Below are 22,414 nucleotides of genomic sequence, written 5' to 3' on the forward strand. Positions count from 1 at the left end.
TGCGCGAGTCAGCACGTCGGGATCGCAAAGCGTCGTGCGGCTTCCCCATGATGTCGCGATCGCTGGAATCGTATGTGCGTGAACGAAGGAAGGGGCTAATTCACTTCATACCTTGTTACAACGGCGCGTATTTGCGTTACAAAGCGCGTCAGCGTGAAATGATCTTGCCGCGTTACCCTGATTACGTCCGACATCTCGAATAGGACGACCGGAGAAACAATGAACAAGCCCATCTCGTGGCGCATCGCACGCGCCGTTTCGCTGACATTCGTGCTGGCAAGCCTCGGTAGCGCGGCGATCGCGCAAGACGCCCCGGAGCCCACGCAGCTCGATGCCGGCACGCCGGCCGCGGATCCGCCCGGACGTGTCGCGCGGCTCAACTATTTCGATGGGTCCGTGACTTTCGAGCCGGCGGGCGGCAGCGACTGGGCCTATGCCGAACTCAACCGGCCGATGACGACCGGCGATCAGCTCTGGGTCGACAACGGCGGCCGCTCGGAATTGCATATCGGTTCGACGGCGCTGCGTCTCGGCTCGCAGACTGCGGTCAGCATCGTCAATCTTGATGATCAGAACGCGCAGATCAAGCTCGCGCAAGGCACGCTTGAATCGCGCGTGCGCGAACTGCCCGCGGGACAGAATTACGAAGTCGACACGCCGAACGTCGCGTTGCAGGCGAACGGGCCGGGCATCTACCGCGTCGACGCGGCGCCCGACGGCAGCACGACGACGGTCACGGTCCGCGACGGCACGATGACCGCGTATGGCGATACGGGCTCGGTCCAACTCGGCGCGGGGCAGCAGATCACGTTCAGCGGTACGAATCTTCAACAGACGGCGAACGGCTCGGCGCCGGCGCTCGACGCATTTGACGACTGGGCCTACACGCGGGATCGCGCCGAAGACAACTCGCCGTCGGCGCGTTATGTCTCGCGCGACGTGCCGGGTTACGAAGACCTCGATCAGAACGGTTCGTGGGAACAGGCGCCCGACTACGGCGCGGTCTGGGTGCCGCGCGTCGCCGCGGGATGGGCGCCCTACCATCAAGGTCATTGGGCATGGGTCGCACCGTGGGGTTGGACGTGGGTCGACGATGCGCCCTGGGGCTTCGCGCCTTTCCACTACGGTCGCTGGGCGTATTGGCACAACCAGTGGGCGTGGGTGCCGGGTCCCGTCGTCGCGACCGCTCCGCCGTGCTATTCACCGGCGCTCGTCGCGTTCGTCGGCGGCGACAATGGCGGCTGGAACGTCTCGCTGGCGATCGGCGCGACAGCGGCGGCCGGCGTCGCATGGCTGGCGCTGGGCCCGGGTGAACCCTGGCGGCCCGCGTATCACTACAGTCCCGGTTACTACAATCGCGTGAACGACACGCACATCACCGTCGTCAACAATACGGTGATCAACAATCGCATTACCTATATGAACCGTGGCGCGCCGGGCGCGGTCATGGGCATGCCGGCCAATCAGTTCGTGCGTGGGCAGGATACGCGTCGATACGGTCAACCGCTCGCGGCCACGCAAGTCCAGCGCGCGACGTTCGGCGCGGGCGCGCCGTCGATCGCGCCGGTGCGCGAGAGCTTCGGCGGCGCATTGCGGCCCTCGAACGTTCGCCCCCCTCAAGCCGTCGCGCAACGCGATGTGATCGCGACGCGCACGCCGCCGACGCCATTCGCCTATCGCGATACGCTCGCCCAGCACTTCGCGAAGTCGGGCGGCACGGTGCCGGGCGCAGGCCAGCCTGTCGTGCGCACGTCGCCGCCGGCAAGTTATCTGCATGCCGCAGGTGCGGCGAACACGCCCGCGCGTCCGGGCGCACCGTCGCCGGCACAGGCGCAAGCACACGCGGGCGGACAACCGGGCTTCCGCGTGGTCCAGGCCGAGCATCGGGCGCCGACGCCGGAAGCGGGCCAGCCCGCGCGCACACCGAACGCGATGACGGAATCCGCTCGCCCCGGACAGCCGCCGACGGCGCAGCCTGGCGGCGCGCGTGGCCCTTCCGAGGCGCAGCGTCCCGAGCAAGGATCGGCGGCCTCGCGTGATAACGGCGTGCCGCGTCCGCCCAGCGCGATGCAACAGCAAGGCGGCCGTCCGGGCGCCGAGCCGAACGGTCAAGAACCGCGCGGGCAAGCGCAGCAGGAATCGCAGCGCGCGCAGCAGATGCAAGCTCAGCAGGAACAGCAACGCAATCAGCAGGCGCAGGCCCAGCAGGAGCAGCAACGCAGTCAGCAGGCGCAAGCCCAGCAGGAACAGCAACGCGCTCAGCAGGCGCAGGCCCAGCAGGAGCAGCAACGCAATCAGCAGGCGCAGGCCCAACAGGAGCAGCAACGCGCTCAGCAACAGCGTGCGCAGCAAGAGCAACAACGCAGCCAGCAGATGCAGGCACAGCAGGAGCAGCAACGCGCTCAGCAACAGCGTGCGCAGCAGGAGCAGCAACGCGCGGCCGCACAGCATCAACAAGCGGAACAACAGCAACGTGCTGCACAGGCACAGGCTCAGCAACGTCAGCAGGCCGCGGAAGCGCAGCGTCGTGCACAGGCTCCGCAACCGCAGCGTGAGCAGCCTCATCCGGCACCGCAGCAGGGCCGTCAGGAACCGCAAGGCAATCGCGGACACGACGACCAGCACGGCTGATCCAACGGAAAATCGGCAATGCGGCTTCGCTGTTCGAAAGCCGCCCATGCGCCCCTGCTTCGCCAGGGGCGCATGCTTTGACGCCGCGATCTTGACGATCGACGCAGCCGGCGTAGCCAACGTTGACGCTTTGCACCGGCCCCAAGATCTTGGTCAATCGCGATGCGCTCGACACTCGACATCGCGTTCAGCGATCAGCGATCAGCGAGCCCTAGACCCGTACGCCAAGTCGCTTCGCGTGTTCAGGTGACGGATCTGTTCCCGCCGCCACTTCGACGTCGAGATCAAGCGACATCGTGACTGACGTCCGTTCGCGCACATCCTGTCGCGCAATTTACGTCCGTGCAAAAGCCAAAGGGGCAGTCCGATGGACTGCCCCTTTGGCTTTGAAACATCGCGCATCGGCACACAGGCCGACGCGCGTGATACCGATTACTGCTGACCGCGACGACGACGCATGCGTTGAATCGCAGCGAGCTGAGCCGTCGCATACGCGAGCTCGGCTTGCGCCGTCGCGTATTCGAGGTTCGCGCCCGTGTTTTGCAACGCTTCTTCGGCCGCACGGCGTGCCTGCTCGGCCTTCGCTTCGTCCAGGTCCTTGCCGCGAATCGCGGTGTCGGCCAGCACGGTCACGTTGGTCGGCTGCACTTCGAGAATCCCGCCCGCCACGAACACCAATTCGGTCTGGCCGTTCTCGGTCTCGATCTCGACCGTGCCCGGACGAATGCGCGTGATCAGCGGCGCATGCCCCGGCAGAATACCCAGCTCGCCCGCTTCGCCGGGCAGGCTGACGAACTTCGCCTGGCCCGAGAAGATCTGCTCTTCCGCGCTGACGACGTCTACTTTGATGCTTGCCATATCGACTCCTGCTTGCTGCCCGCGCAGTGCATCGCGTCCCCTTGCGAAGACACGATCCGCACTGCGTCAGGCCGCGGCCGTTACTGGATCTTCTTGGCCTTCTCGAACGCTTCGTCGATCGTGCCGACCATGTAGAACGCTTGCTCGGGCAGGTGGTCGCACTCGCCGTCAACGATCATCTTGAAGCCGCGGATCGTTTCCTTGAGCGGAACGTACTTGCCCGGCGCGCCCGTGAACACTTCCGCGACGTGGAACGGCTGCGACAGGAAACGCTGAATCTTCCGCGCACGCGCGACGCTCAGCTTGTCTTCCGGCGACAGTTCGTCCATGCCCAGAATCGCGATGATGTCGCGCAGTTCCTTGTAGCGCTGCAGCGTGACCTGCACACGGCGCGTGACCGTGTAGTGCTCTTCGCCGATGACGTTCGGATCGATCTGACGCGAGGTCGAATCGAGCGGGTCAACCGCCGGATAGATACCGAGCGATGCGATGTCACGCGAAAGCACGACGGTCGCGTCCAAGTGACCGAAGGTCGTCGCGGGCGACGGGTCGGTCAAGTCATCCGCAGGGACGTACACGGCCTGAACCGACGTAATCGAGCCTTGCTTGGTCGACGTAATACGCTCTTGCAGACGGCCCATTTCTTCAGCCAGCGTCGGCTGATAGCCCACTGCCGACGGCATACGGCCGAGCAGTGCCGACACTTCCGTACCGGCGAGCGTGAAACGGTAGATGTTGTCGACGAAGAACAGCACGTCACGACCTTCGTCGCGGAAGTGCTCGGCCATCGTCAGACCCGTCAGCGCCACGCGCAGACGGTTGCCCGGCGGCTCGTTCATCTGGCCGTAGACCAGCGCGACCTTGTCGAGAACGTTCGAGTCCTTCATTTCGTGGTAGAAGTCGTTGCCCTCACGGGTACGCTCGCCCACGCCCGCGAACACGGAGTAACCGCCGTGCTCCTTCGCGATGTTGTTGATCAGTTCCATCATGTTGACGGTCTTGCCGACACCGGCACCGCCGAACAGACCGACCTTACCGCCCTTCGCGAACGGGCAGACCAAGTCGATCACCTTGATACCCGTTTCGAGCAGTTCCGTCGACGGCGAGAGCTCGTCGAACTTCGGCGCTTTCTGGTGAATCGCGCGTACGTTTTCCTGGCTGATCTCGCCGGCTTCGTCGATCGGACGACCGAGCACGTCCATGATGCGGCCCAGCGTCGGCGTGCCGACCGGCACCTGAATGCCGTGGCCGAGATTCTTGACCGTCAGACCGCGGCGCAGACCGTCCGCCGAACCCAGACAGATCGTGCGCACGACGCCGTCGCCGAGCTGTTGCTGGACTTCGAGCGTCAGTTCCGAGCCTTCGAGAATGAGCGCGTCATAGATCTTCGGCATGTTCGTACGCGGAAACTCCACGTCGATCACGGCGCCGATACACTGAACGATCTTGCCTTCTACCAAACCAGTAGCAGTAGTCATCGCTTTTCCTTTCGATACTTGATTCATATGTCGCGCACGGCACCGCCGCGCAGCGAAGCGTTAAACCGCAGCGGCGCCGCCGACGATCTCCGAAAGCTCTTTCGTGATCGCTGCCTGGCGGCTCTTGTTGTAGACCAGCTGCAATTCGTGGATGACCGTCTTCGCGTTGTCGGACGCTGCCTTCATCGCGACCATGCGCGCCGATTGCTCGGACGCCATGTTTTCAGCCACCGCCTGATAAACGAGTGCTTCGACGTACCGCACGAGCAAATCGTCGACGACCGTCTGCGCATCGGGTTCGTAGAGGTAATCCCACGAATGCTTCTGCGCGCCGCCGACACCCGACGACGGGCCCGCACCGCCCGCACCCTCGCGCTCGCCGAAGCGTTCGTCGAGCGGCAGCAGCTGTTCGATCACCGCTTCCTGCTTCATCGTGTTGACGAAGCGCGTGTAACCGATATAGACCGCGTCGAGTTGGCCTGCCGCATACGCGTCGAGCTGCACCTTGACTGCGCCGATGAGCTTTTCGAGGTGAGGCGTGTCGCCGAGCTGAACGACCTGCGAAACCACCTTCGCATTGAGTCGCGACAGAAAACCGAGACCCTTGCCGCCGATGGCCGTCGCTTCGATCCGCAGACCTTGCTGTTCAAGTTCCTTGAACTTGTTCAGCGCGGCGCGCATCACGTTGGTGTTCATGCCGCCGCACAGGCCCTTGTCCGTCGTGACGAGCACGACGCCCACGTGCTTCGCGCCCGCATGCTTGACCATGAACGGGTGCTTGTACTCGGGGTTCGCCTGCGCCATATGCGCGGCGATGTCGCGGACCTTGTCGGCATACGGACGCGCGTGACGCATGCGCTCCTGCGCGCGGCGCATCTTCGATGCGGCGACCATCTCCATCGCCTTCGTGATCTTTCGCGTGTTTTGCACGCTCTTGATCTTGCCGCGGATTTCCTTCATTCCGGCCATTGCCTACTCCTTGTTCGCTCGGTGCGCGGCACGCCGCGCACCTTGCAGGATCATGATCAGTTCGCTGTTCGATCAGTAGGCGCCGGATTTCTTGAAGTCGCCGATCGCAGCTGCCAGCAGCGGCTCGTCTTCCTTCGTGAGTTCCTTCTTGTCCTCGATACGGCCGATCAGGTCCGCGTGCTTGCTCTTGAGCACATCGCGCAGGCCCTTTTCGAAGTCGAGCACCTTGTTGACTTCGAGATCGTCGAGGTAACCGTTATTCGCGGCGAACAGCGAGACAGCCAGTTCCCACACTTGGAGCGGTTGGTATTGCGGCTGCTTGAGCAGTTCCGTCACGCGGCGGCCGCGTTCGAGCTGCTTGCGCGTCGCGGCGTCGAGGTCCGACGCGAATTGCGCGAACGCGGCGAGCTCGCGGTACTGCGCGAGGTCGGTACGGATACCGCCCGACAGCTTCTTGATGACCTTCGTCTGCGCAGCGCCACCGACGCGCGACACCGAAATACCGGCGTTGATCGCGGGACGGATACCGGCGTTGAACAAGTCGGTTTCCAGGAAGATCTGACCGTCGGTAATCGAGATCACGTTCGTCGGAACGAACGCGGTCACGTCGCCGGCCTGCGTTTCAATGACGGGCAGCGCCGTCAGCGAACCGCTCTTGCCCTTGACTTCACCGTTCGTGAACTTCTCGACGTAGTCTTCCGACACGCGCGCCGCGCGCTCGAGCAGACGCGAGTGCAGATAGAACACGTCACCCGGGTACGCTTCGCGGCCCGGCGGACGGCGCAGCAGCAGCGAGATCTGACGGTATGCCCAAGCTTGCTTGGTCAAATCGTCATAAATGATCAGCGCGTCTTGACCGCGGTCGCGGAAGTATTCGCCCATCGTGCAGCCGGCATACGGTGCGATGTATTGCATCGCGGCCGATTCCGACGCCGACGCGGCGACGACCACCGTGTATTCCATCGCGCCGCTTTCTTCGAGCTTGCGCACGACGTTCATGATCGACGATGCCTTCTGGCCGATCGCGACGTAGATACAGAAGAGGTTCTTGCCCTTCTGATTGATGATCGCGTCGACGGCGACGGCGGTCTTGCCCGTCTGACGGTCGCCGATGATCAGCTCGCGCTGACCGCGGCCGATCGGCACCATCGCGTCGATCGACTTCAGACCCGTCTGAACCGGCTCCGACACGCCCTTACGCCAAATGACGCCCGGTGCGATCTTTTCGATCGCATCGGTTTGCTTCGCGTTGATCGGGCCCTTGCCGTCGATCGGGTTGCCGAGCGCATCGACCACGCGGCCGACGAGTTCGGGGCCGATCGGCACTTCGAGAATGCGGCCCGTGCACTTGACGGTATCGCCTTCCGAGATGTGTTCGTACTCACCGAGAATCACGGCGCCGACCGAGTCGCGCTCGAGGTTCAGCGCGAGGCCGAACGTGTTGCCCGGGAACTCGAGCATTTCGCCCTGCATCACGTCCGACAGGCCGTGGATACGGCAGATACCGTCGGTCACCGAGATGACCGTTCCCTGATTGCGAACGTCTGCGCCGGATTCGAGACCTTGAATCCGGCTCTTGATCAGCTCGCTGATTTCAGAGGGATTGAGTTGCATGTTCGCTCCTAATGTTCAATTCTGTTGCGTGCCTGCGGCTTCGCACGGGTCGCCTGGTCGCGGGGCCCGTACGGTATGCACGGAGCGCGCGGCGCGAGACTTCTCGCGGCCAAAGATTCTTCGCGTCAGGCGGCCAGCGCGACCTGCATCTGGGCAAGGCGCGCACGGACCGACGTATCCAGCACTTCGTCGCCAACCGTCACCTTCACGCCGCCGATCAGCGACGGATCGACGTTCACATGGGGCTTCAGCTTGCGGCCGAACTTGCGTTCCAGCGTCGCGACGAGCTCGGCGAGCGGCTGACCGTCGAGCGGAAATGCGCTGTCGATGATCACATCCGCGGCGCCTTCCTGCGCGTTCTTGAGCGCGTCGAACTGTTCGGCGACCTGCGACAGCACATCGAGACGATGGTTGTCGAGGATCGCGCGCAGGAAGTTCTGCGCGCGCGGCTCGCTCGCGGCGAGCGGCGACTTCGAGAGCGACAGGATCAGCGTGTACAGCTGATCGCGGCCGATCTTCGGGTTGCCGGCGACCGACAACAGCTCGGGCTGTGCAGCGAACGCGGCGAGCTCGTTGACGAAGTCGGACCATTGCGACAGATCGCCGGTCTTGGCGACATCGAACAGCGCTTCGGCGTACGGGCGGGCGATGGTGGCAAGTTCGGCCATGATCAGAGCTCGGCTTTGAGTTGGTTCAGCAGCTGGGCGTGAGCATTGGCATCGATCTCGCGCTTGAGGATCTGCTCGGCACCACGCACGGCCAGTGCGGCGACTTCACCACGCAACGATTCGCGCGCCTTGATGATCTGCTGGTCGGCATCGGCCTTCGCAGCGGCGACGATGCGCGCGGCTTCCGCCTGCGCATTGCGCTTGATCTCGTCGGCGACGACTTGCGCACGCTTCTCGGCGTCGGCGATACGCGCCTGGCCTTCGTTGCGTGCCTGCGAGAGTTCCTGGTCGACGCGCTTGTTCGCGGCATCGAGCTCGGCCTTGCCCTTTTCAGCGGCGGCGAGCCCATCGGCGATCTTCTGCGAACGCTCGTCGAGTGCCTTGATCAGCGGCGGCCACACGAATTTCATCGTGAACCACGCGAGGATCAGGAACACGACCATTTGCGCGAGCAGGGTAGCGTTGAGATTCACGGTGTTTCCTTACTGTGTCTTGGTCGGATGGGTGGCTCAAAGGAAAGCGCGGGCCGGTTCGGCGCATTCGCGAACACGGTGTCCCGCGCGTTTTCCTACTTCGCCGTCCCCGTTCGGTTTAGAGCGGGGCGAGGACTTCCGAGTCCGCTCAGCCTGCGAGCTTCGACAGCAGCGGGTTCGCGAACGCGAACAGCATTGCCACACCGACACCGATCAGGAATGCCGCGTCGATCAGACCTGCCAGCAGGAACATCTTCGTTTGCAGCGGGTTCATCAGTTCAGGCTGGCGTGCGCATGCTTCGATGTACTTGCCGCCCATCAGACCGATACCGATACAGGCGCCAATTGCACCCAGGCCGATGATGATGCCGATACCGATGGCGGTCAGACCTTGGATGTTGGCGATGAAAGCTTGCATGATCACTCCTTTGTGAAAAGTCTTAAGAACTTGAAGAACAGAAAATCAAAAACGGATGAAGCTTGAAACTGTTTCGATGACTGTCACTGCTTAGTGCGCGTCGTGCGCCTGACCGAGGTACACGAGCGTCAGCATCATGAAAATGAAGGCTTGCAGCAGCACGATCAGAATGTGGAAGATCGCCCACACGCTACCCGCAATCACGTGACCGACAAAACCGAGCACCGACGTATCCGCGCCAAAGCTCCAGATCGAGCCGAGCAGCGCGATCAGCAGGAACAGCAGTTCACCGGCATACATGTTGCCGAACAGCCGCATCCCCAGAGAGATGGTCTTGGCGAGGAATTCGATGATGTTGAGCAGCAGGTTCGGCAGCCACAGCAGCGGATGCGCACCGAACGGCGCCGACAGCAGTTCGTGAATGAAGCCGCCCGCGCCCTTGATCTTGAAGTTGTAGTAGATCATCAGCACGAACACGCCCAGCGCGATACCGAGCGTGCCGTTGAGGTCGGCGGTCGGCACGATGCGCATATGGTCGATGGTGCCGGACAGGCCGACCCAGCCGAGCACGCGGCCTGCAAGGTCAACCGGCAAGAAGTCGAGCGAGTTCATCAGCGCGACCCAGACGAACACGGTCAGCGCGAGCGGGGCGATGAAACGGCGATTGCCGTGAATCATGGCCTTCGATTGGTCTTCGACCATCTCGACGAGCATTTCGATCGCGCACTGGAAGCGACCCGGCACGCCAGGCGATGCCTTGCGGGCCGCCGCGTAGAGGATGACGATCGTCGCGATGCCCATGAGCACCGACCAGAACAGCGTGTCCCAATTCCAGACCGAGAAGTCGACGATGCTCGTCTGATGCTTGCTCGCGAAATTGGTCAAGTGGTGCGAGATGTACTCGGACGGATCCATCAAGTGCGGTTCGGCTGCGGCCATGTCTGTCAAACACCCCAAATAAAAAATTGTCGATCCCGCGCGCAGGGCGCTCCGGGGATGTCTCAGCGCAACGCCAGCGCGACCCAGTAGGTCTTCAGCGCAACGAGGTAGGTTAACAGCAACGGCAACCAGCGAACATCGGGGACGAACTCTGCAATGACCACGAACATGGCCACGGTCACCCCCATCTTGATCGCCTCGCCGACCATCAGGCCGACGACCGACTGCTGACTGCCAAACCCCCTCAGGCGTAACGCGAACAACGCGCCCGGTACCCAGCAAATCGCTCCACCCAATAGCGCCGATCGCGCGGCATCCCCCGGCCGGCTCAGGAACTGCCAGCAAATCAGGGCTGCAACCAGGGACACAACCATTTGCGCAGCCACGACTTTGAACGGCGTAACGCGCGATGGACGACTCACCTTGGCGCCAAACAACTGCTCGGCTTCGGCACGTGTGAGCGGAACGATATTGTTGTCTGTTTGCTCGACATCCCAGTCGTCGTGAGCTGCGGCCGGCGAGTCGCTCGCGGCGTTCGAGCCTTCCGTCGTCTGACGGAGGTCGTTCGTCGTGGCGCCTTGCTGCGGTGATCGCTGCTGCCCGGTGTGGTTTGCTGCGGAAGGGTCGGTCATCCGTGAACTCGCGGCTTCGTGCGCTGAACGGTGCAGCGCATGCGACGCGGCGCCGTTCAAAGAAGAGGATGCGTGTGTCGCACGCCTCGACTCGAAATCCGGCGCCTTTGCGGAGTCCTCATCGAACGCATTCCTGCTGATTCCGTTCGACTCGCCGCCGGCCATCCATGTCCCCAATAACCAACCGAGCTTTCGCTCAGCTTTCGACTGTGTCGCGCAAATAAATCCGGGCGATTGTAAGTGATTCTTACAGGCAATTCAAGCCTTTACGTACGCCAAAAACATCGGGAAAGCCTTGCCAATGAAAGGCTTACGTAACCGAAAGATTCCTTACGCCTCAGCCTTGTCGCTTGCACTCGCCTCCTTCGTTAAACCGTGTGAATCGGCCAACGACGCGACCGCTTTTCATCGCTCAAAGTGCGTGGATCAGATACGCGCCGGCGATCGCGGCAAATACGAAAAACGGCAGCGATAACAGATGAAAGCGCCAGAACAATCCCTTGACGGGCGCGAGCCGCATCGCAATCAGGTTCGCGAGCGAGCCGATGCACCAGCCGAAGCCGCCGACGCTGACCCCATACGCAAGAGCCTGCCATCGTTGTGTGAACGATTCGAGCATAATCGCCGCCGGCACATTGCTGATGACCTGCGACGTTATCGCGCCCGCGACATAGGCGCGCATGGGTTCGTCGAGATTCGCATGCGCACAGAGATCGTGGATCAGCGGAAGATTCGCGACCGAGCGCAGCACGATGAACATCAAGGCGAAGACCGCGAGCAGCAGCCAGTCGATTTCCAGAATCGTGCGCCAGCGGGACACGCCGAAGACGATGAGCACCAGCGCGCATCCCCATGCCGCATGGTGAAGATCGGCGATCGCGACGAATGCCGCGAACGTGACGGCCGCGATCGCAAAGGCGCGGCGATCGACGCGCACGTGATCGACGCCGTCGGGTATGTCGAGCCTGCGCGCGTGAAAGATCGCGCACGTCAAAACAACGAGGCCCGCGATCAGGATCAGCGTCAGCGGCGCGAGGGTCACGACGAAGCCGCCGAAAGAAACACCGCTCGCGTGCCAGAGAAACAGATTCTGCGGATTGCCGAGCGGCGTCAGGATCGACCCCGCATTGACGGCGATCGCGATGACGATCACGAGACGACGCAGCGATAGCGCGACCAGTTGCTGGATCGAGATCGCAATCGGAATGACGGCAAACAGCGCGACATCGTTCGTCAATACCGTCGAAATCGCGGCCGCGAATAGAACAAGCACGAGCGCGAGGCCACGCTCGGTATGCACGCGATGAATCAAGCGCTGCGCGGCCCAATGCATCGCGCCCGTGTGTTCGATGGCTTTCGTGAGGACCAGCAGACCGCCGAGCGTCAGCAAGGTCTCGCCGTCGATCATCGCGATCAACGCATGCGCGGATTGCGGACGCAGGGCTTGTAGCGCGATGAGCGCGACAAGCAGAACGATCAAAACGGCTTCGCGTTTGATGAACGCAACGATGGATCGCATGGCGATGTGTTAGGGCAACGACGAGGGCGGAACGGGGTTCGACATCCTTCGATCGGGCGCAATGCCCGGCCCGAAGTGCAACCGGTGCGCGCGCACATCCGATCGGATGCGCACGCGTCATGCCATGTCACGCCGCTTCACCGCCGCGCAGACGTCCAAGGATGCCCTCGAGCGAATCGAGATCACCGAATTCGATCGTGACCTGTCCCCTGCCCCTACGGCCCATCTTGATCTTGACGGCCGCGGCCAACAAATCCGAGAGTTCTTCCTCGAGACGCTGGACATCGCGATCATTCGCACCGGGCGCCTTCGCGCGGCGCGCGGCATTCGGACCCGGCTTCAGCGATTCGGCGACGAGTTTTTCCGCATCGCGGACGGACATGCGCTTGTTGACGACCTGATTCGCAAGCGTGATTTGCGACGCGGCGTCGACCGACAGCAGCGCGCGCGCATGGCCCATGTCGAGGTCGCCCGCCAGCAGCATCGTCTGCACGGGTGCCGCAAGATTCAGCAAGCGCAACAAGTTCGACACCGCGCTACGCGAGCGTCCGACCGCTTCGGCAGCCTGCTCGTGGGTAAAGCTGAAATCGTCGAGCAAACGCTGAATGCCTTGCGCTTCTTCAAGCGGATTCAGATCTTCGCGCTGGATGTTCTCGATCAGCGCCATCGCGGCGGCGGCCTGATCGGGCACGTCCTTGACGAGGACCGGCACTTCGCTGAGTCCGGCAAGACGCGCCGCGCGAAAACGCCGTTCGCCCGCGATGATCTCGTACTGCTCGCCACCGACGCCCCGCACGAGAATCGGCTGCATGAGCCCTTGCGCGCGGATGCTCGCCGCGAGTTCCTGCAGCGCGCCTTCGTCCATCCGCGTACGCGGCTGGTATTTCCCCGCCTGCAGGCGATGCAGCGGCAGCGTGGTCGGCACGCCTTCCTCGCGAACCGCCTCGGTGATGTCGGCGCTACCGCCGAGCAAGGCTTCGAGCCCGCGGCCGAGCCCCTTCTTTTTTACAGCTGCTGCGTTCATGACGGTGTGTCCGATGGGCTGATATTACGAAATGCTTTCACGTCGATCAGAGCGTGCGAATGCGATCGATCATTTCGCTGCCGAATTGCAGATACGCTTGCGCGCCACGTGAGGCGCGATCGAAAACGATACCCGGCAATCCATAACTCGGCGCCTCGGCCAAACGGACATTGCGCGGGATCACGGCGTCGAACACCTTGTCGCCGAAGTGCTGCTTGAGCTGTTCGGACACTTGCTGCTGGAGCGTCACGCGCGGATCGAACATCACGCGCAGCAAGCCGATGACCTTCAGATCACGGTTCAGATTCGCGTGCACCTGCTTGATCGTGTTGACCAGATCGGACAGGCCTTCGAGCGCAAAATATTCGCACTGCATCGGAATGATGACGCCGTTGGCCGAACACAGGCCGTTGAGCGTCAACAGCGAAAGCGCAGGCGGGCAATCGATGAGCACGAAATCGTACCGATCGGCGGCGGCTTCAAGCGCCTGCTTGAGCCGCTTCTCGCGCGCGTCGAGCGAGACGAGTTCGATCTCGGCACCCGCGAGTTCGCGATTCGAGGGCAGCACGTCATACCCGGCGGCTTCGGACTTGACGGCCGCCGCTTCGATCGTCGCGCCGTCGACGAGAACCTCGTAGACCGTGGTTTCACACTGGCTCTTGTCGATGCCGCTGCCCATCGTCGCGTTGCCTTGCGGATCGAGATCGATCAGCAATACGCGCTGGCCTTGCGATGCGAGGCTCGCGGCGAGATTCACGCTCGTCGTGGTCTTGCCGACCCCACCCTTCTGGTTCGCAACGCAAAAAATCTTCATTCAGCGTATCCGGTTGCTCAGCTATGCGAGGAAATTCGAATTTCAATCAGATGCCGCTCGGCATCGAGTGCGGGTACGTTCAAGCGAATCACTTGAAGGACTTCGGCATCAGCCGGCAAACGCGCGATCTCGTCGTCGGGACGCACACCCTTCATTGCCCAGATTCGTCCGTCAGGCGCGAGCACGCCACGTGAAAGTTCGACGAAGTCGACAAGATCCGCGAAGGCGCGCGAGACGATGATCTCGAACGGCCGCGGCACGTCGACGCCGGGCTTGAGCCGCTCGACACGGCCATTGACGACGGCGAGGTTCGGCAACGCCAGCGCCGTTTTGACCTGCGTCTGGAATGCACTCTTTTTCTGGACGATATCGTTCAACGTGACGCGCCACGCGGGATGCGCGATCGCGAGCACACTGCCCGGCAGACCGCCGCCCGAACCGACGTCGAGCACGTCGATCTCGCGCGCGCCGACGCCATTCGCACTCAGATGCGGAACGATCGCGAGCGAGTCGAGCACGTGCTGAATCATCATCTGACGCGGGTCGCGAATGGCCGTCAGGTTATAGACGGCATTCCATTTACCGAGCAGCGCGACATAGTCGACGAGTTTGCGTCGCTGCTCGGCGTCGAGTTCGACTCCCAGCCGGGCGACGCCGTCGTCGAGAAGATCCGCCAGTTGTGCGGTTTCTGCCGCCGCTCCGTGCGCGCGATGTGCGGCTCCCGTCATTGCGACGACCGCCCTTGGTGCGACGGATCGAAGGCGGTCGTACTCGTCGCCTCGCTCGCGGCGAGCGCGCCGCGACGTGCGAGCCCCTTCTTCAGATGGACCATTAACAGCGAAATCGCGGCGGGCGTCATGCCCTGGATACGCGAGGCCTGGCCAATCGTCTCGGGTTTGAATTGATTCAGCTTCTGACGAACTTCGAACGACAAGCCTCGCACTTCCGCATAGTCGAGATCGTTCGGCAAGCGCGTGTTTTCATGCGCTTCATTGCGCTCGATCTCACCCGCCTGGCGGTCGATATAACCCTGATACTTGATGCCGATTTCGATCTGCTCGCGGACCTGCGATTCAAGGACGGGATCATCGACCAGCGCTTCTGCCGGTGCAAACTCGCCATTGCGAAGCGCCATCAACGCTTCATAGCTGACACCCGGTCGCTTGAGCAGATCGGCGAGATTGTGTTCGTGTTCGATGGCTTTGCCGAGCAGCGCTTCCGAGTCTGCCGACGGCAAGGTCTTGGGATTGACCCAAGTGGTCCGCAGACGCTTTGTTTCACGTGAAACAGCGTCGCGCTTAGCCTCGAAAGCGGCCCAGCGTACATCGTCAACACAGCCAAGCTCGCGACCCATCTCGGTCAAACGCATGTCCGCATTGTCTTCACGCAGGCTCAGCCGATACTCGGCCCGGCTCGTGAACATCCGATAGGGCTCCGAGACGCCTCGCGTAACGAGATCGTCAACGAGCACGCCAAGATACGCCTGGTCGCGACGCGGCACCCACGCCTCGCGCTGCTGTGTATGAAGCGAGGCATTCAGTCCAGCAAGCAGACCTTGCGCAGCGGCTTCTTCATAGCCCGTTGTGCCATTGATCTGACCCGCGAAAAACAGGCCCTGGATCGCACGCGTTTCGAGCGATGCCTTGAGGCCTCGCGGATCGAAATAGTCGTACTCGATCGCGTAGCCGGGTCGCAGGATGTGTGCGTGTTCAAGACCGACCATCGAGTGCACGAGATCGAGTTGCACATCGAATGGCAGACTCGTCGAGATCCCGTTCGGATAGAACTCGTTCGTCGTCAGGCCTTCGGGCTCGAGATAGATCTGATGCGACTCCTTGCTCGCGAACCGGTGAATCTTGTCCTCGATCGACGGGCAATAGCGCGGCCCCACACCTTCGATCACACCCGTGTACATAGGCGAACGGTCGAGGCCACCCCGGATAATCTCGTGCGTGCGCACGTTCGTGTGCGTGATCCAGCACGGCACTTGTTGAGGATGCTGCTCGACACGGCCGAGAAACGAGAACACCGGCACGGGATCCAGATCGCCGGGTTGCTCTTCGAGCTTCGAAAAGTCGATCGTTCGGCCATCGATTCGCGGCGGCGTACCGGTCTTGAGGCGTCCCTGCGGGAGCTTGAGCTCCTTCAATCGCGCCGACAAAGAGACCGCTGCCGGATCGCCGGCGCGCCCGCCCGTATAGTTGTTGAGCCCGACGTGAATCTTGCCGTCGAGGAACGTGCCGGCCGTCAGCACAACCGCACGACTCCGGAAGCGAACACCGACCTGTGTCACGGCGCCCACGACACGATCGCCTTCGACAATAAGATCGTCGACGGCCTGCTGGAACAGCCAGAGATTGGGCTGATTTTCGAGGCGATGACGGATCGCTTTCCGATAGAGCACGCGATCTGCCTGAGCGCGGGTCGCCCGGACAGCCGGTCCCTTTGACGAATTCAAAATCCGAAACTGAATGCCCGCCTCGTCCGTCGCGGCGGCCATCGCGCCACCCAGCGCGTCAATTTCTTTGACCAGATGGCCTTTCCCAATGCCGCCGATCGACGGATTGCAGCTCATTTGGCCCAAGGTCTCGATACTGTGCGTCAGCAGCAATGTCTTGCTGCCCATACGCGCGGCTGCAAGAGCGGCTTCGGTTCCTGCGTGGCCGCCGCCGACCACAATCACGTCAAATTCTGTTGGATAAAGCATGATGGCTCCGCGAGAACGCGCGGACCGACTGAAAAATGTAGGCGAATTATAACGGTTCGACACATCGCGAGCGTCGCCCGTCCGAAGAATGGCTGTTCGATCGAGGTGTTGTTTCACGTGAAACACTTGAATCTTGCCCGCCTGCTCTGCGACAAAGCGGCGAGATTCGAAGTTGATTGAACGGAAACGACTCAATCAAAGTGCGAAGTCTTCCACGGAGATGCGCTCAACGGCCCCTCAGCCGCCCCATTTCCCGAGTGCGAAGCGGCCTCGTCGATGGTTAGCGAAGGAGGATCGCCAGAGTCTCTCTGCTTCGTTCAAATGCGTGATCACGGTGGTCCGTGCACGATGAGGCGGATACGCCACGATTCACTTCGATCTCGGCACCTGACAAGCCAGATCTCGTACTTGCCGCGACACCGGGCGTGGCCGCTTTCACGCGAAAACGCGGCTCGCCTATTCGCGTCGTTCGCGACCGAAAGCAGCGACGCGTCACGGTTGTCCGTGGATCACCCACCCACTACACGCTATCTCGCGGTACCCGATTCATTCGCACGGGGATCACAACCCGATCTGACCCATTGCAATTGCGGTGGGACACACATGGGCACACGCGACGGCTCTCCGGCAGCCCGCGGCATTCGAGCACCGTGTGCGAACCAAGCAAGCGTCGTGACGCCCCTACGCCCACGCTGACGCGATCAATCGCCCCGATCGTCTTGACGATCGCGCACCGTACGGGTCGAGCGCAAGTCCCCGACTTCGAGCTCGCGTTTCGTCCAGGCCATCAGGGGCGTGTCCTTCGCAAACTGGCCGGTGACTATCACTCGCGCAGATCCGGCTTGAGCCCTTCCGCTCGTCGGCAATATCGGCCCCATACAACGCTTCTGAGTGTCCTGACTCGATTGACGGCCAGTCATCCGAACCCATGCAATAACGCACTTCATCGCGATTCTGCCGTCGCCGAAGGACGGAGTTGTTCAGGCCTATGCCGGTGAGCGTCGTCGCCTCGGCCACGCCTTCATGCCTGGCGCGCACCGTGTGGGTCTGCCCTCATCGTTAAGCCCAGCGCGGGTTCGAATGCAATCCAGTGAACGAGCATGTGATAAGGATGGATCTCAAGACACACATCGGACGCGCTCGGAGACAATGCGGGCGTCTCGTCCTTCGCGATTCGAAACGAGCGATGAAAATGCGCTGCGCCGAGCTCTTTCCGCCGTCGCATCAGCGTCGCATTCTCGTTACGGACGAGCGCGTGTCTCTGCCGTCGCGAAAGTCGCCGGCACTCCGGATGCCATGCATTGAACGAGCACGCGGTAAGGATGGGCCTCAAAACTCAGATCGGATGTGCTCGGAGACAATGCGGGCGTCTCGCCCTTCACGATTCGAAACGAGCGATGAAAATGCGCTGCGCCGAGCCCTTTCCGCCGTCGCGTCAACGTCGCACTCTCGTTACGGATGAGCAGGTGCTCTGCCGTCGCAAGAGTCGCTGGAACACCTCTGCGAAAAGGTCGATATCGGGATGAATCGGCGCGGCATCGTCACGCCGCGGGCTTTCGCCGGTTTGATGGCATTGCCGATCGGACTGGCGATTGAACTGTCGCTCGATCGCCTCTGCATTCGAGAGACGCCCGCCGAATGGAGGCAAACACATTGCGCGCGGCCACGCCGCGGCGGCCGCCTACTCAATTGATCGCTCGGCCTGCGCAAGCGATTCGGCCGATCACTGAATCAGTCCACGGGAAGCCCAAGCGCTCTCGAACGCACCCGCTCGAATCCGCCCGCGTGGCCGACATTCGACTGCGACCGGCTCGGGTCCAAAATAGCGGGGATCGCGGACATCGGCGGCCCCGCGAAGTCACGCGACGACATCCGCCTCGGCAGTTTCACGTGAAACACATTGGCCGTCGCAACTTGGCGACAACCCATCCAGCGCTTAGTGAGCCGGATCGCCAATCGGAGACGACCCGGCCCGATCGCATCGTTTCACAGCAACCGAAACGGTGGCCGCCCCGCCGCCCGTTTCACTGGCCCTGCAACTGCCATTTCCCGTCGACGATCTCGACCATCACGCGAGCGCGCGCATCGAAGCCGTTATGGTCGGTGGCCGACATATTGAACACGCCTTGCGAGACTGCGAGATCCTTCTGACTCTCAAGCGCGTCACGCAACGCCGCCCGAAATGCATCGGTGCCCGGCGCCGCCTTTGCGACCGCGACCGGAATCGCGTGAGCCAGCAGTTGACCCGCATCCCACGCATGGCCGCCGAAGGTCGATACGCTGCCCACGCCGTACGCCTTCTCATAGGCTTGCTTGTATTCAAGCGCCGAATGTTTGACCGGATTCGAGTCGGCCAATTGATCGGCGACGAGCAGCGGGCCCGCCGGCAGCCACGTCCCGTTGCACGCCTTCGTGCAGACACGCAGGAAGTCGTTGTTCGCCACGCCGTGCGTCTGATAAAGCTTGCCCGTAAAACCACGATCCTTGAGCGCCAACTCGGGCAGCGCCGCCGGCGTCCCCGACGCGCCGATCAACACGGCGTCCGGATGCGCGCTCATGACCTTGAGTACCTGACCCGTCACCGACGTATCCGTACGTTGAAACCGCTCGGCGGCAACCACCTTGATCTGATGCGCGCCGGCTGCCGCCGTGAACTCCTTGAGCCAATTCTCGCCATAGGCGTCCGCGAAGCCGATGAAACCGACGCTCTTGACGCCTTGCTTCGCCATCTGCGACGCAATCGCATCCGCCATCAGGCTGTCATTCTGCGGGGTCTTGAACGCCCACGCGCGCTTCGCGTCCATCGGCGCGATGATCGATTGCGAAGCCGCCATGGAAATCATCGGCGTATGGGACTCAGCCGCGACATCGAGCATCGCCAGCGAATTGGGCGTCACCGTCGACCCGATGACCGCATCGACATGATCTTCGCTGACAAGTTTGCGCATCGCCTGCACCGCCTTCGTCGCGTCGGTGCCATCGTCGAGCACGACATACTCGACCGACTTGCCGGCAATCTGCGTCGGCAATAGCGCGATCGTGTTTTTCTCGGGAATCCCCAATGACGCCGCGGGTCCCGTCGCCGAAACGACGACCCCGATCTTGACCTGCGCGTAAGAAATCGACGCGGCCGAGCACAACAACACCATCAAGGCCGACGTGCGAACCCGCGCGCTAAAGCGATTGCCAGAGAGACGCATTATTGTTTTTCCGGACGAAGAAGGAAGGGGAAACGGCGGTCTGAAAATACGTGACGCGGTGCGGAAGGAGGCGTCGACATCGGGCGCGCGCCCGACTCGGCAAAAACGGACTCAAAAGACACTTTATCTTTCAAAATCAGCGATTTAGCGAAAGAAAATAAAAAAGCGCTGTTGGATAACCAACAGCGCTTTTTCGCGGGCTTAATACCCTATTGTCTCCTCGTTCCCCACCTCAAATTAATGCGGTGCATCGAACTGGCTCGAAGATTAAACAAGCATGACAGGGCCAGCAACCTAGCATTTACCCTAGGTGGTGCACTGAGCCTTGCTGCGCACCGGTTTGGCGCGTTTCCGCGCACGCGGTAATACTTTAAATATTCACTTCACGATGATTTCGAATGCAAGAAACACGTCGCTGAAACCTTGCTGATCGAAACGCCGGGCCGCCGATTACCGTCATGCAGCACGACACCATGACGCAAATCGTCGTCAGACGCTTCAGAATCCCTCAAGCATCCGATCGCGACCTTGAGCCTGACATGGACATCCCCACCCTCACTCGGCCGCCTTAGAGCGTGTTCTCGCACCGCCCAGCGCCCCCGCGCGCGCGACAATCTCGCCGACGATGCCGCGACGGAACGCAAGCACGCAGACGATGAAAATCACCCCCGTCACCGTCGTCACCGAGTCGCCGAGCCCCTCGAACGCCTCGATGTGCGTCACCGAAGCCAGCGCCGCGCCGATATCCCCGAGCCGGTCCTCGAGCGTCACGATGACGAGCGCGCCGACAATCGGCCCGAACAACGTCCCCATCCCACCGACGAGCGTCATGAGGATCACGAGCCCCGACGTCGTCCAGTACGCGTCGCCGAGCGTCTCGAACCCGAGCACAAGCGTCTTCAACGCACCGGCAAAGCCCGCGAGACCCGCCGACAAGACGAACGCGAGCCACTTGAACGTATCGGCCTGGTAGCCCAGCGACACCGCGCGCGACTCGTTTTCGCGAATCGCGGTCAGGACCTCGCCGAACGGCGAATGGACGATCCGCACGATCAGCCCGAACGCGAGCACCATGACGACGAGCACGACGTAGTACAGCGTGAGATCCCGTCCGAGATCGAGCACGCCGAACAGATGCCCGCGCGGCACGCCCTGCAGACCATCCTCGCCGCCCGTAAACGGCGCCTGCAAAAAAATGAAGTAGACGAGCTGTGCGAGCGCGAGCGTGATCATCGCGAAGTAGATGCCCTGCCGCCGAATCGCAAAGAAGCCCGTGATCGCGCCGAGCGCGAGGGCCGTCACCGTGCCGGCCAGGACGCCGAGCTCCGGCGTCACGCCCCACGACTTGATCGCATACCCGGTCATATAGCCCGCGCTCGCGAGAAACGCCGCATGGCCGAAAGAAAGCAGGCCCGTATAGCCGATCAGCAGATTGAACGCGCTCGCGAACAGCGCAAAGCACAGCACCTTCATGACAAACAGCGGATAGGCGCCCGCCAGCGGCGCGACGATCAACGCGACCAGCAGCAACGCATACAGACTTTTTCTGAGCATCGCGTCTCCTATCGTTCCTTGCCGAACAAGCCGGCGGGCCGCACGAGCAACACGAGCGCCATGATCACGAAGACGACGGTCGCGGATCCTTGCGGATAGAACACGCGCGTGAGGCCTTCGATCAATCCGAGCCCGAGCCCTGTCACGATCGCGCCGAAGATCGACCCCATGCCCCCGATGACGACGACGGCGAACACCGTGATGATCATCGGCTGCCCCATCAACGGCGAGACCTGGATCACGGGCGCGGCGAGCACGCCCGCGAAGGCCGCGAGCGCGACGCCGAATCCGTACGTCAGCGTGACCATCAACGGCACGTTGATGCCGAACGCCTCGACCAGCTTCGGGTTCTCGGTTCCCGCGCGCAGATATGCACCGAGACGCGTCTTCTCGATAAGGAACCACGTCGCGAAGCAGACCGTCAGCGACGCGACGACAACCCATGCGCGATAGTTCGGCAACACCATGAAGCCGAGATCGGTCGCCCCCGCGAGCAGCGCGGGACCGTCATAGGGCTGCCCCGACGAACCGTAGATCGCGCGAAAGATCCCTTCGACGACGAGCGTCAGACCGAACGTGAGCAGCAGTCCGTAGAGATGATCGAGCGAATAGATCCATCGCAGCAGCAGGCGCTCGAACGCCATGCCCGCGATGCCGATGACGACCGGCGCGATGACGAGCATCGCCCAGTACGGCAGTCCCGCATATTCGAGCCCCATCCATGCGCACATCGCGCCGAGCATGAACGTCGCGCCATGCGCGAAGTTGATGACGTTGAGCAGCCCGAAAATGACCGCGAGACCGAGACTCAGGATCGCGTAGAACGATCCGTTGACGAGCCCGAGCAGCAACTGGCTCAGAAGCGCCGGTAACGGTATGCCTAAGATATCCATGCGTCGTGGGTCTCGCGTCTGTG

18 protein-coding genes are annotated in these 22,414 nt (G+C 62.2%); 1 reads left to right on the forward strand and 17 read right to left on the reverse strand.

The window, feature by feature from the left end; translation table 11 throughout:
• The first annotated feature begins 219 nt into the window (after positions 1 to 219).
• A complete protein-coding gene (locus D7S86_RS00525) occupies positions 220 to 2,631 on the forward strand; it encodes a DUF6600 domain-containing protein (RefSeq protein ID WP_121082088.1) in 2,412 nt (803 codons plus the stop codon).
• A 432-nt stretch (positions 2,632 to 3,063) separates the two neighbouring features.
• Here D7S86_RS00525 and D7S86_RS00530 read toward each other — a convergent pair whose 3' ends face one another.
• The 17 genes from D7S86_RS00530 to D7S86_RS00610 form a co-directional block, all read right to left on the reverse strand.
• Complete coding sequence (locus tag D7S86_RS00530) at positions 3,064 to 3,489, reverse strand: F0F1 ATP synthase subunit epsilon (protein WP_121082090.1); 426 nt, start codon at positions 3,487 to 3,489, stop codon at positions 3,064 to 3,066.
• A gap of 80 nt (positions 3,490 to 3,569) precedes the next feature.
• A complete protein-coding gene (atpD, locus tag D7S86_RS00535; protein ID WP_121084129.1) occupies positions 3,570 to 4,967 on the reverse strand; it encodes a F0F1 ATP synthase subunit beta in 1,398 nt (465 codons plus the stop codon).
• 60 nt (positions 4,968 to 5,027) lie between these two features.
• Positions 5,028 to 5,936: a F0F1 ATP synthase subunit gamma gene (gene atpG, locus D7S86_RS00540; protein WP_121082092.1), complete on the reverse strand. Its 909-nt coding sequence runs from the start codon at positions 5,934 to 5,936 to the stop codon at positions 5,028 to 5,030.
• A gap of 72 nt (positions 5,937 to 6,008) precedes the next feature.
• Positions 6,009 to 7,550: a F0F1 ATP synthase subunit alpha gene (atpA, locus tag D7S86_RS00545; RefSeq protein WP_121082094.1), complete on the reverse strand. Its 1,542-nt coding sequence runs from the start codon at positions 7,548 to 7,550 to the stop codon at positions 6,009 to 6,011.
• Between the two features lie 125 nt (positions 7,551 to 7,675).
• Positions 7,676 to 8,218: a F0F1 ATP synthase subunit delta gene (locus tag D7S86_RS00550; RefSeq protein ID WP_121082096.1), complete on the reverse strand. Its 543-nt coding sequence runs from the start codon at positions 8,216 to 8,218 to the stop codon at positions 7,676 to 7,678.
• A gap of 2 nt (positions 8,219 to 8,220) precedes the next feature.
• On the reverse strand, positions 8,221 to 8,691 hold the full coding sequence (locus tag D7S86_RS00555; protein WP_121082098.1) for a F0F1 ATP synthase subunit B: 471 nt from the start codon (positions 8,689 to 8,691) through the stop codon (positions 8,221 to 8,223).
• A gap of 148 nt (positions 8,692 to 8,839) precedes the next feature.
• Positions 8,840 to 9,109: a F0F1 ATP synthase subunit C gene (atpE, locus tag D7S86_RS00560; RefSeq protein ID WP_007180033.1), complete on the reverse strand. Its 270-nt coding sequence runs from the start codon at positions 9,107 to 9,109 to the stop codon at positions 8,840 to 8,842.
• A 90-nt stretch (positions 9,110 to 9,199) separates the two neighbouring features.
• On the reverse strand, positions 9,200 to 10,048 hold the full coding sequence (gene atpB, locus D7S86_RS00565) for a F0F1 ATP synthase subunit A (RefSeq protein ID WP_121082100.1): 849 nt from the start codon (positions 10,046 to 10,048) through the stop codon (positions 9,200 to 9,202).
• 62 nt (positions 10,049 to 10,110) lie between these two features.
• The gene (locus tag D7S86_RS00570; RefSeq protein ID WP_121084131.1) at positions 10,111 to 10,680 is read right to left on the reverse strand and encodes an ATP synthase subunit I; all 570 of its coding nucleotides are present in this window, start codon (positions 10,678 to 10,680) and stop codon (positions 10,111 to 10,113) included.
• A gap of 412 nt (positions 10,681 to 11,092) precedes the next feature.
• Positions 11,093 to 12,199 carry an SLC13 family permease gene (locus tag D7S86_RS00575; protein ID WP_121082102.1) on the reverse strand — a complete coding sequence of 369 codons (1,107 nt, stop codon included), beginning with the start codon at positions 12,197 to 12,199 and terminating at the stop codon, positions 11,093 to 11,095.
• A gap of 127 nt (positions 12,200 to 12,326) precedes the next feature.
• A complete protein-coding gene (locus D7S86_RS00580; protein ID WP_121082104.1) occupies positions 12,327 to 13,223 on the reverse strand; it encodes a ParB/RepB/Spo0J family partition protein in 897 nt (298 codons plus the stop codon).
• Positions 13,224 to 13,269: 46 nt separating this feature from the next.
• Positions 13,270 to 14,037, reverse strand: coding sequence for a ParA family protein (locus tag D7S86_RS00585; RefSeq protein WP_121082106.1), 768 nt, complete (start codon positions 14,035 to 14,037; stop codon positions 13,270 to 13,272).
• 17 nt (positions 14,038 to 14,054) lie between these two features.
• A complete protein-coding gene (gene rsmG, locus D7S86_RS00590) occupies positions 14,055 to 14,765 on the reverse strand; it encodes a 16S rRNA (guanine(527)-N(7))-methyltransferase RsmG (protein ID WP_121082108.1) in 711 nt (236 codons plus the stop codon).
• Complete coding sequence (gene mnmG / locus D7S86_RS00595) at positions 14,762 to 16,744, reverse strand: tRNA uridine-5-carboxymethylaminomethyl(34) synthesis enzyme MnmG (RefSeq protein WP_121082110.1); 1,983 nt, start codon at positions 16,742 to 16,744, stop codon at positions 14,762 to 14,764. Before mnmG ends, rsmG begins: the two co-directional genes overlap by 4 nt.
• A 2,024-nt stretch (positions 16,745 to 18,768) precedes the next feature.
• Positions 18,769 to 19,944 carry an ABC transporter substrate-binding protein gene (locus D7S86_RS00600; RefSeq protein ID WP_121082112.1) on the reverse strand — a complete coding sequence of 392 codons (1,176 nt, stop codon included), beginning with the start codon at positions 19,942 to 19,944 and terminating at the stop codon, positions 18,769 to 18,771.
• A gap of 555 nt (positions 19,945 to 20,499) precedes the next feature.
• Positions 20,500 to 21,498 carry a branched-chain amino acid ABC transporter permease gene (locus tag D7S86_RS00605; protein ID WP_121082114.1) on the reverse strand — a complete coding sequence of 333 codons (999 nt, stop codon included), beginning with the start codon at positions 21,496 to 21,498 and terminating at the stop codon, positions 20,500 to 20,502.
• 8 nt (positions 21,499 to 21,506) lie between these two features.
• A complete protein-coding gene (locus D7S86_RS00610) occupies positions 21,507 to 22,391 on the reverse strand; it encodes a branched-chain amino acid ABC transporter permease (protein WP_121082116.1) in 885 nt (294 codons plus the stop codon).
• Positions 22,392 to 22,414: the final 23 nt, after the last annotated feature.

It is taken from the genome of Pararobbsia silviterrae (assembly GCF_003628125.1).
Taxonomy (GTDB): Bacteria; Pseudomonadota; Gammaproteobacteria; order Burkholderiales; family Burkholderiaceae; genus Pararobbsia; species Pararobbsia silviterrae.

Bases quoted from the DNA above. Each gene is read 5' to 3' on its own strand.
- D7S86_RS00525 (WP_121082088.1), top strand. From the start codon at position 220: ATGAACAAGCCCATCTCGTGGCGCATCGCACGCGCCGTTTCGCTGACA.
- atpA (WP_121082094.1), bottom strand. From the start codon at position 7,550: ATGCAACTCAATCCCTCTGAAATCAGCGAGCTGATCAAGAGCCGGATT.
- atpE (WP_007180033.1), bottom strand. From the start codon at position 9,109: ATGCAAGCTTTCATCGCCAACATCCAAGGTCTGACCGCCATCGGTATC.
- D7S86_RS00570 (WP_121084131.1), bottom strand. From the start codon at position 10,680: ATGACCGACCCTTCCGCAGCAAACCACACCGGGCAGCAGCGATCACCG.
- atpG (WP_121082092.1), bottom strand. From the start codon at position 5,936: ATGGCCGGAATGAAGGAAATCCGCGGCAAGATCAAGAGCGTGCAAAAC.
- D7S86_RS00600 (WP_121082112.1), bottom strand. From the start codon at position 19,944: ATGCGTCTCTCTGGCAATCGCTTTAGCGCGCGGGTTCGCACGTCGGCC.
- D7S86_RS00580 (WP_121082104.1), bottom strand. From the start codon at position 13,223: ATGAACGCAGCAGCTGTAAAAAAGAAGGGGCTCGGCCGCGGGCTCGAA.
- D7S86_RS00605 (WP_121082114.1), bottom strand. From the start codon at position 21,498: ATGCTCAGAAAAAGTCTGTATGCGTTGCTGCTGGTCGCGTTGATCGTC.
- D7S86_RS00585 (WP_121082106.1), bottom strand. From the start codon at position 14,037: ATGAAGATTTTTTGCGTTGCGAACCAGAAGGGTGGGGTCGGCAAGACC.
- atpB (WP_121082100.1), bottom strand. From the start codon at position 10,048: ATGGCCGCAGCCGAACCGCACTTGATGGATCCGTCCGAGTACATCTCG.
- mnmG (WP_121082110.1), bottom strand. From the start codon at position 16,744: ATGCTTTATCCAACAGAATTTGACGTGATTGTGGTCGGCGGCGGCCAC.
- D7S86_RS00610 (WP_121082116.1), bottom strand. From the start codon at position 22,391: ATGGATATCTTAGGCATACCGTTACCGGCGCTTCTGAGCCAGTTGCTG.
- rsmG (WP_121082108.1), bottom strand. From the start codon at position 14,765: ATGACGGGAGCCGCACATCGCGCGCACGGAGCGGCGGCAGAAACCGCA.
- D7S86_RS00550 (WP_121082096.1), bottom strand. From the start codon at position 8,218: ATGGCCGAACTTGCCACCATCGCCCGCCCGTACGCCGAAGCGCTGTTC.
- D7S86_RS00530 (WP_121082090.1), bottom strand. From the start codon at position 3,489: ATGGCAAGCATCAAAGTAGACGTCGTCAGCGCGGAAGAGCAGATCTTC.
- D7S86_RS00575 (WP_121082102.1), bottom strand. From the start codon at position 12,199: ATGCGATCCATCGTTGCGTTCATCAAACGCGAAGCCGTTTTGATCGTT.
- atpD (WP_121084129.1), bottom strand. From the start codon at position 4,967: ATGACTACTGCTACTGGTTTGGTAGAAGGCAAGATCGTTCAGTGTATC.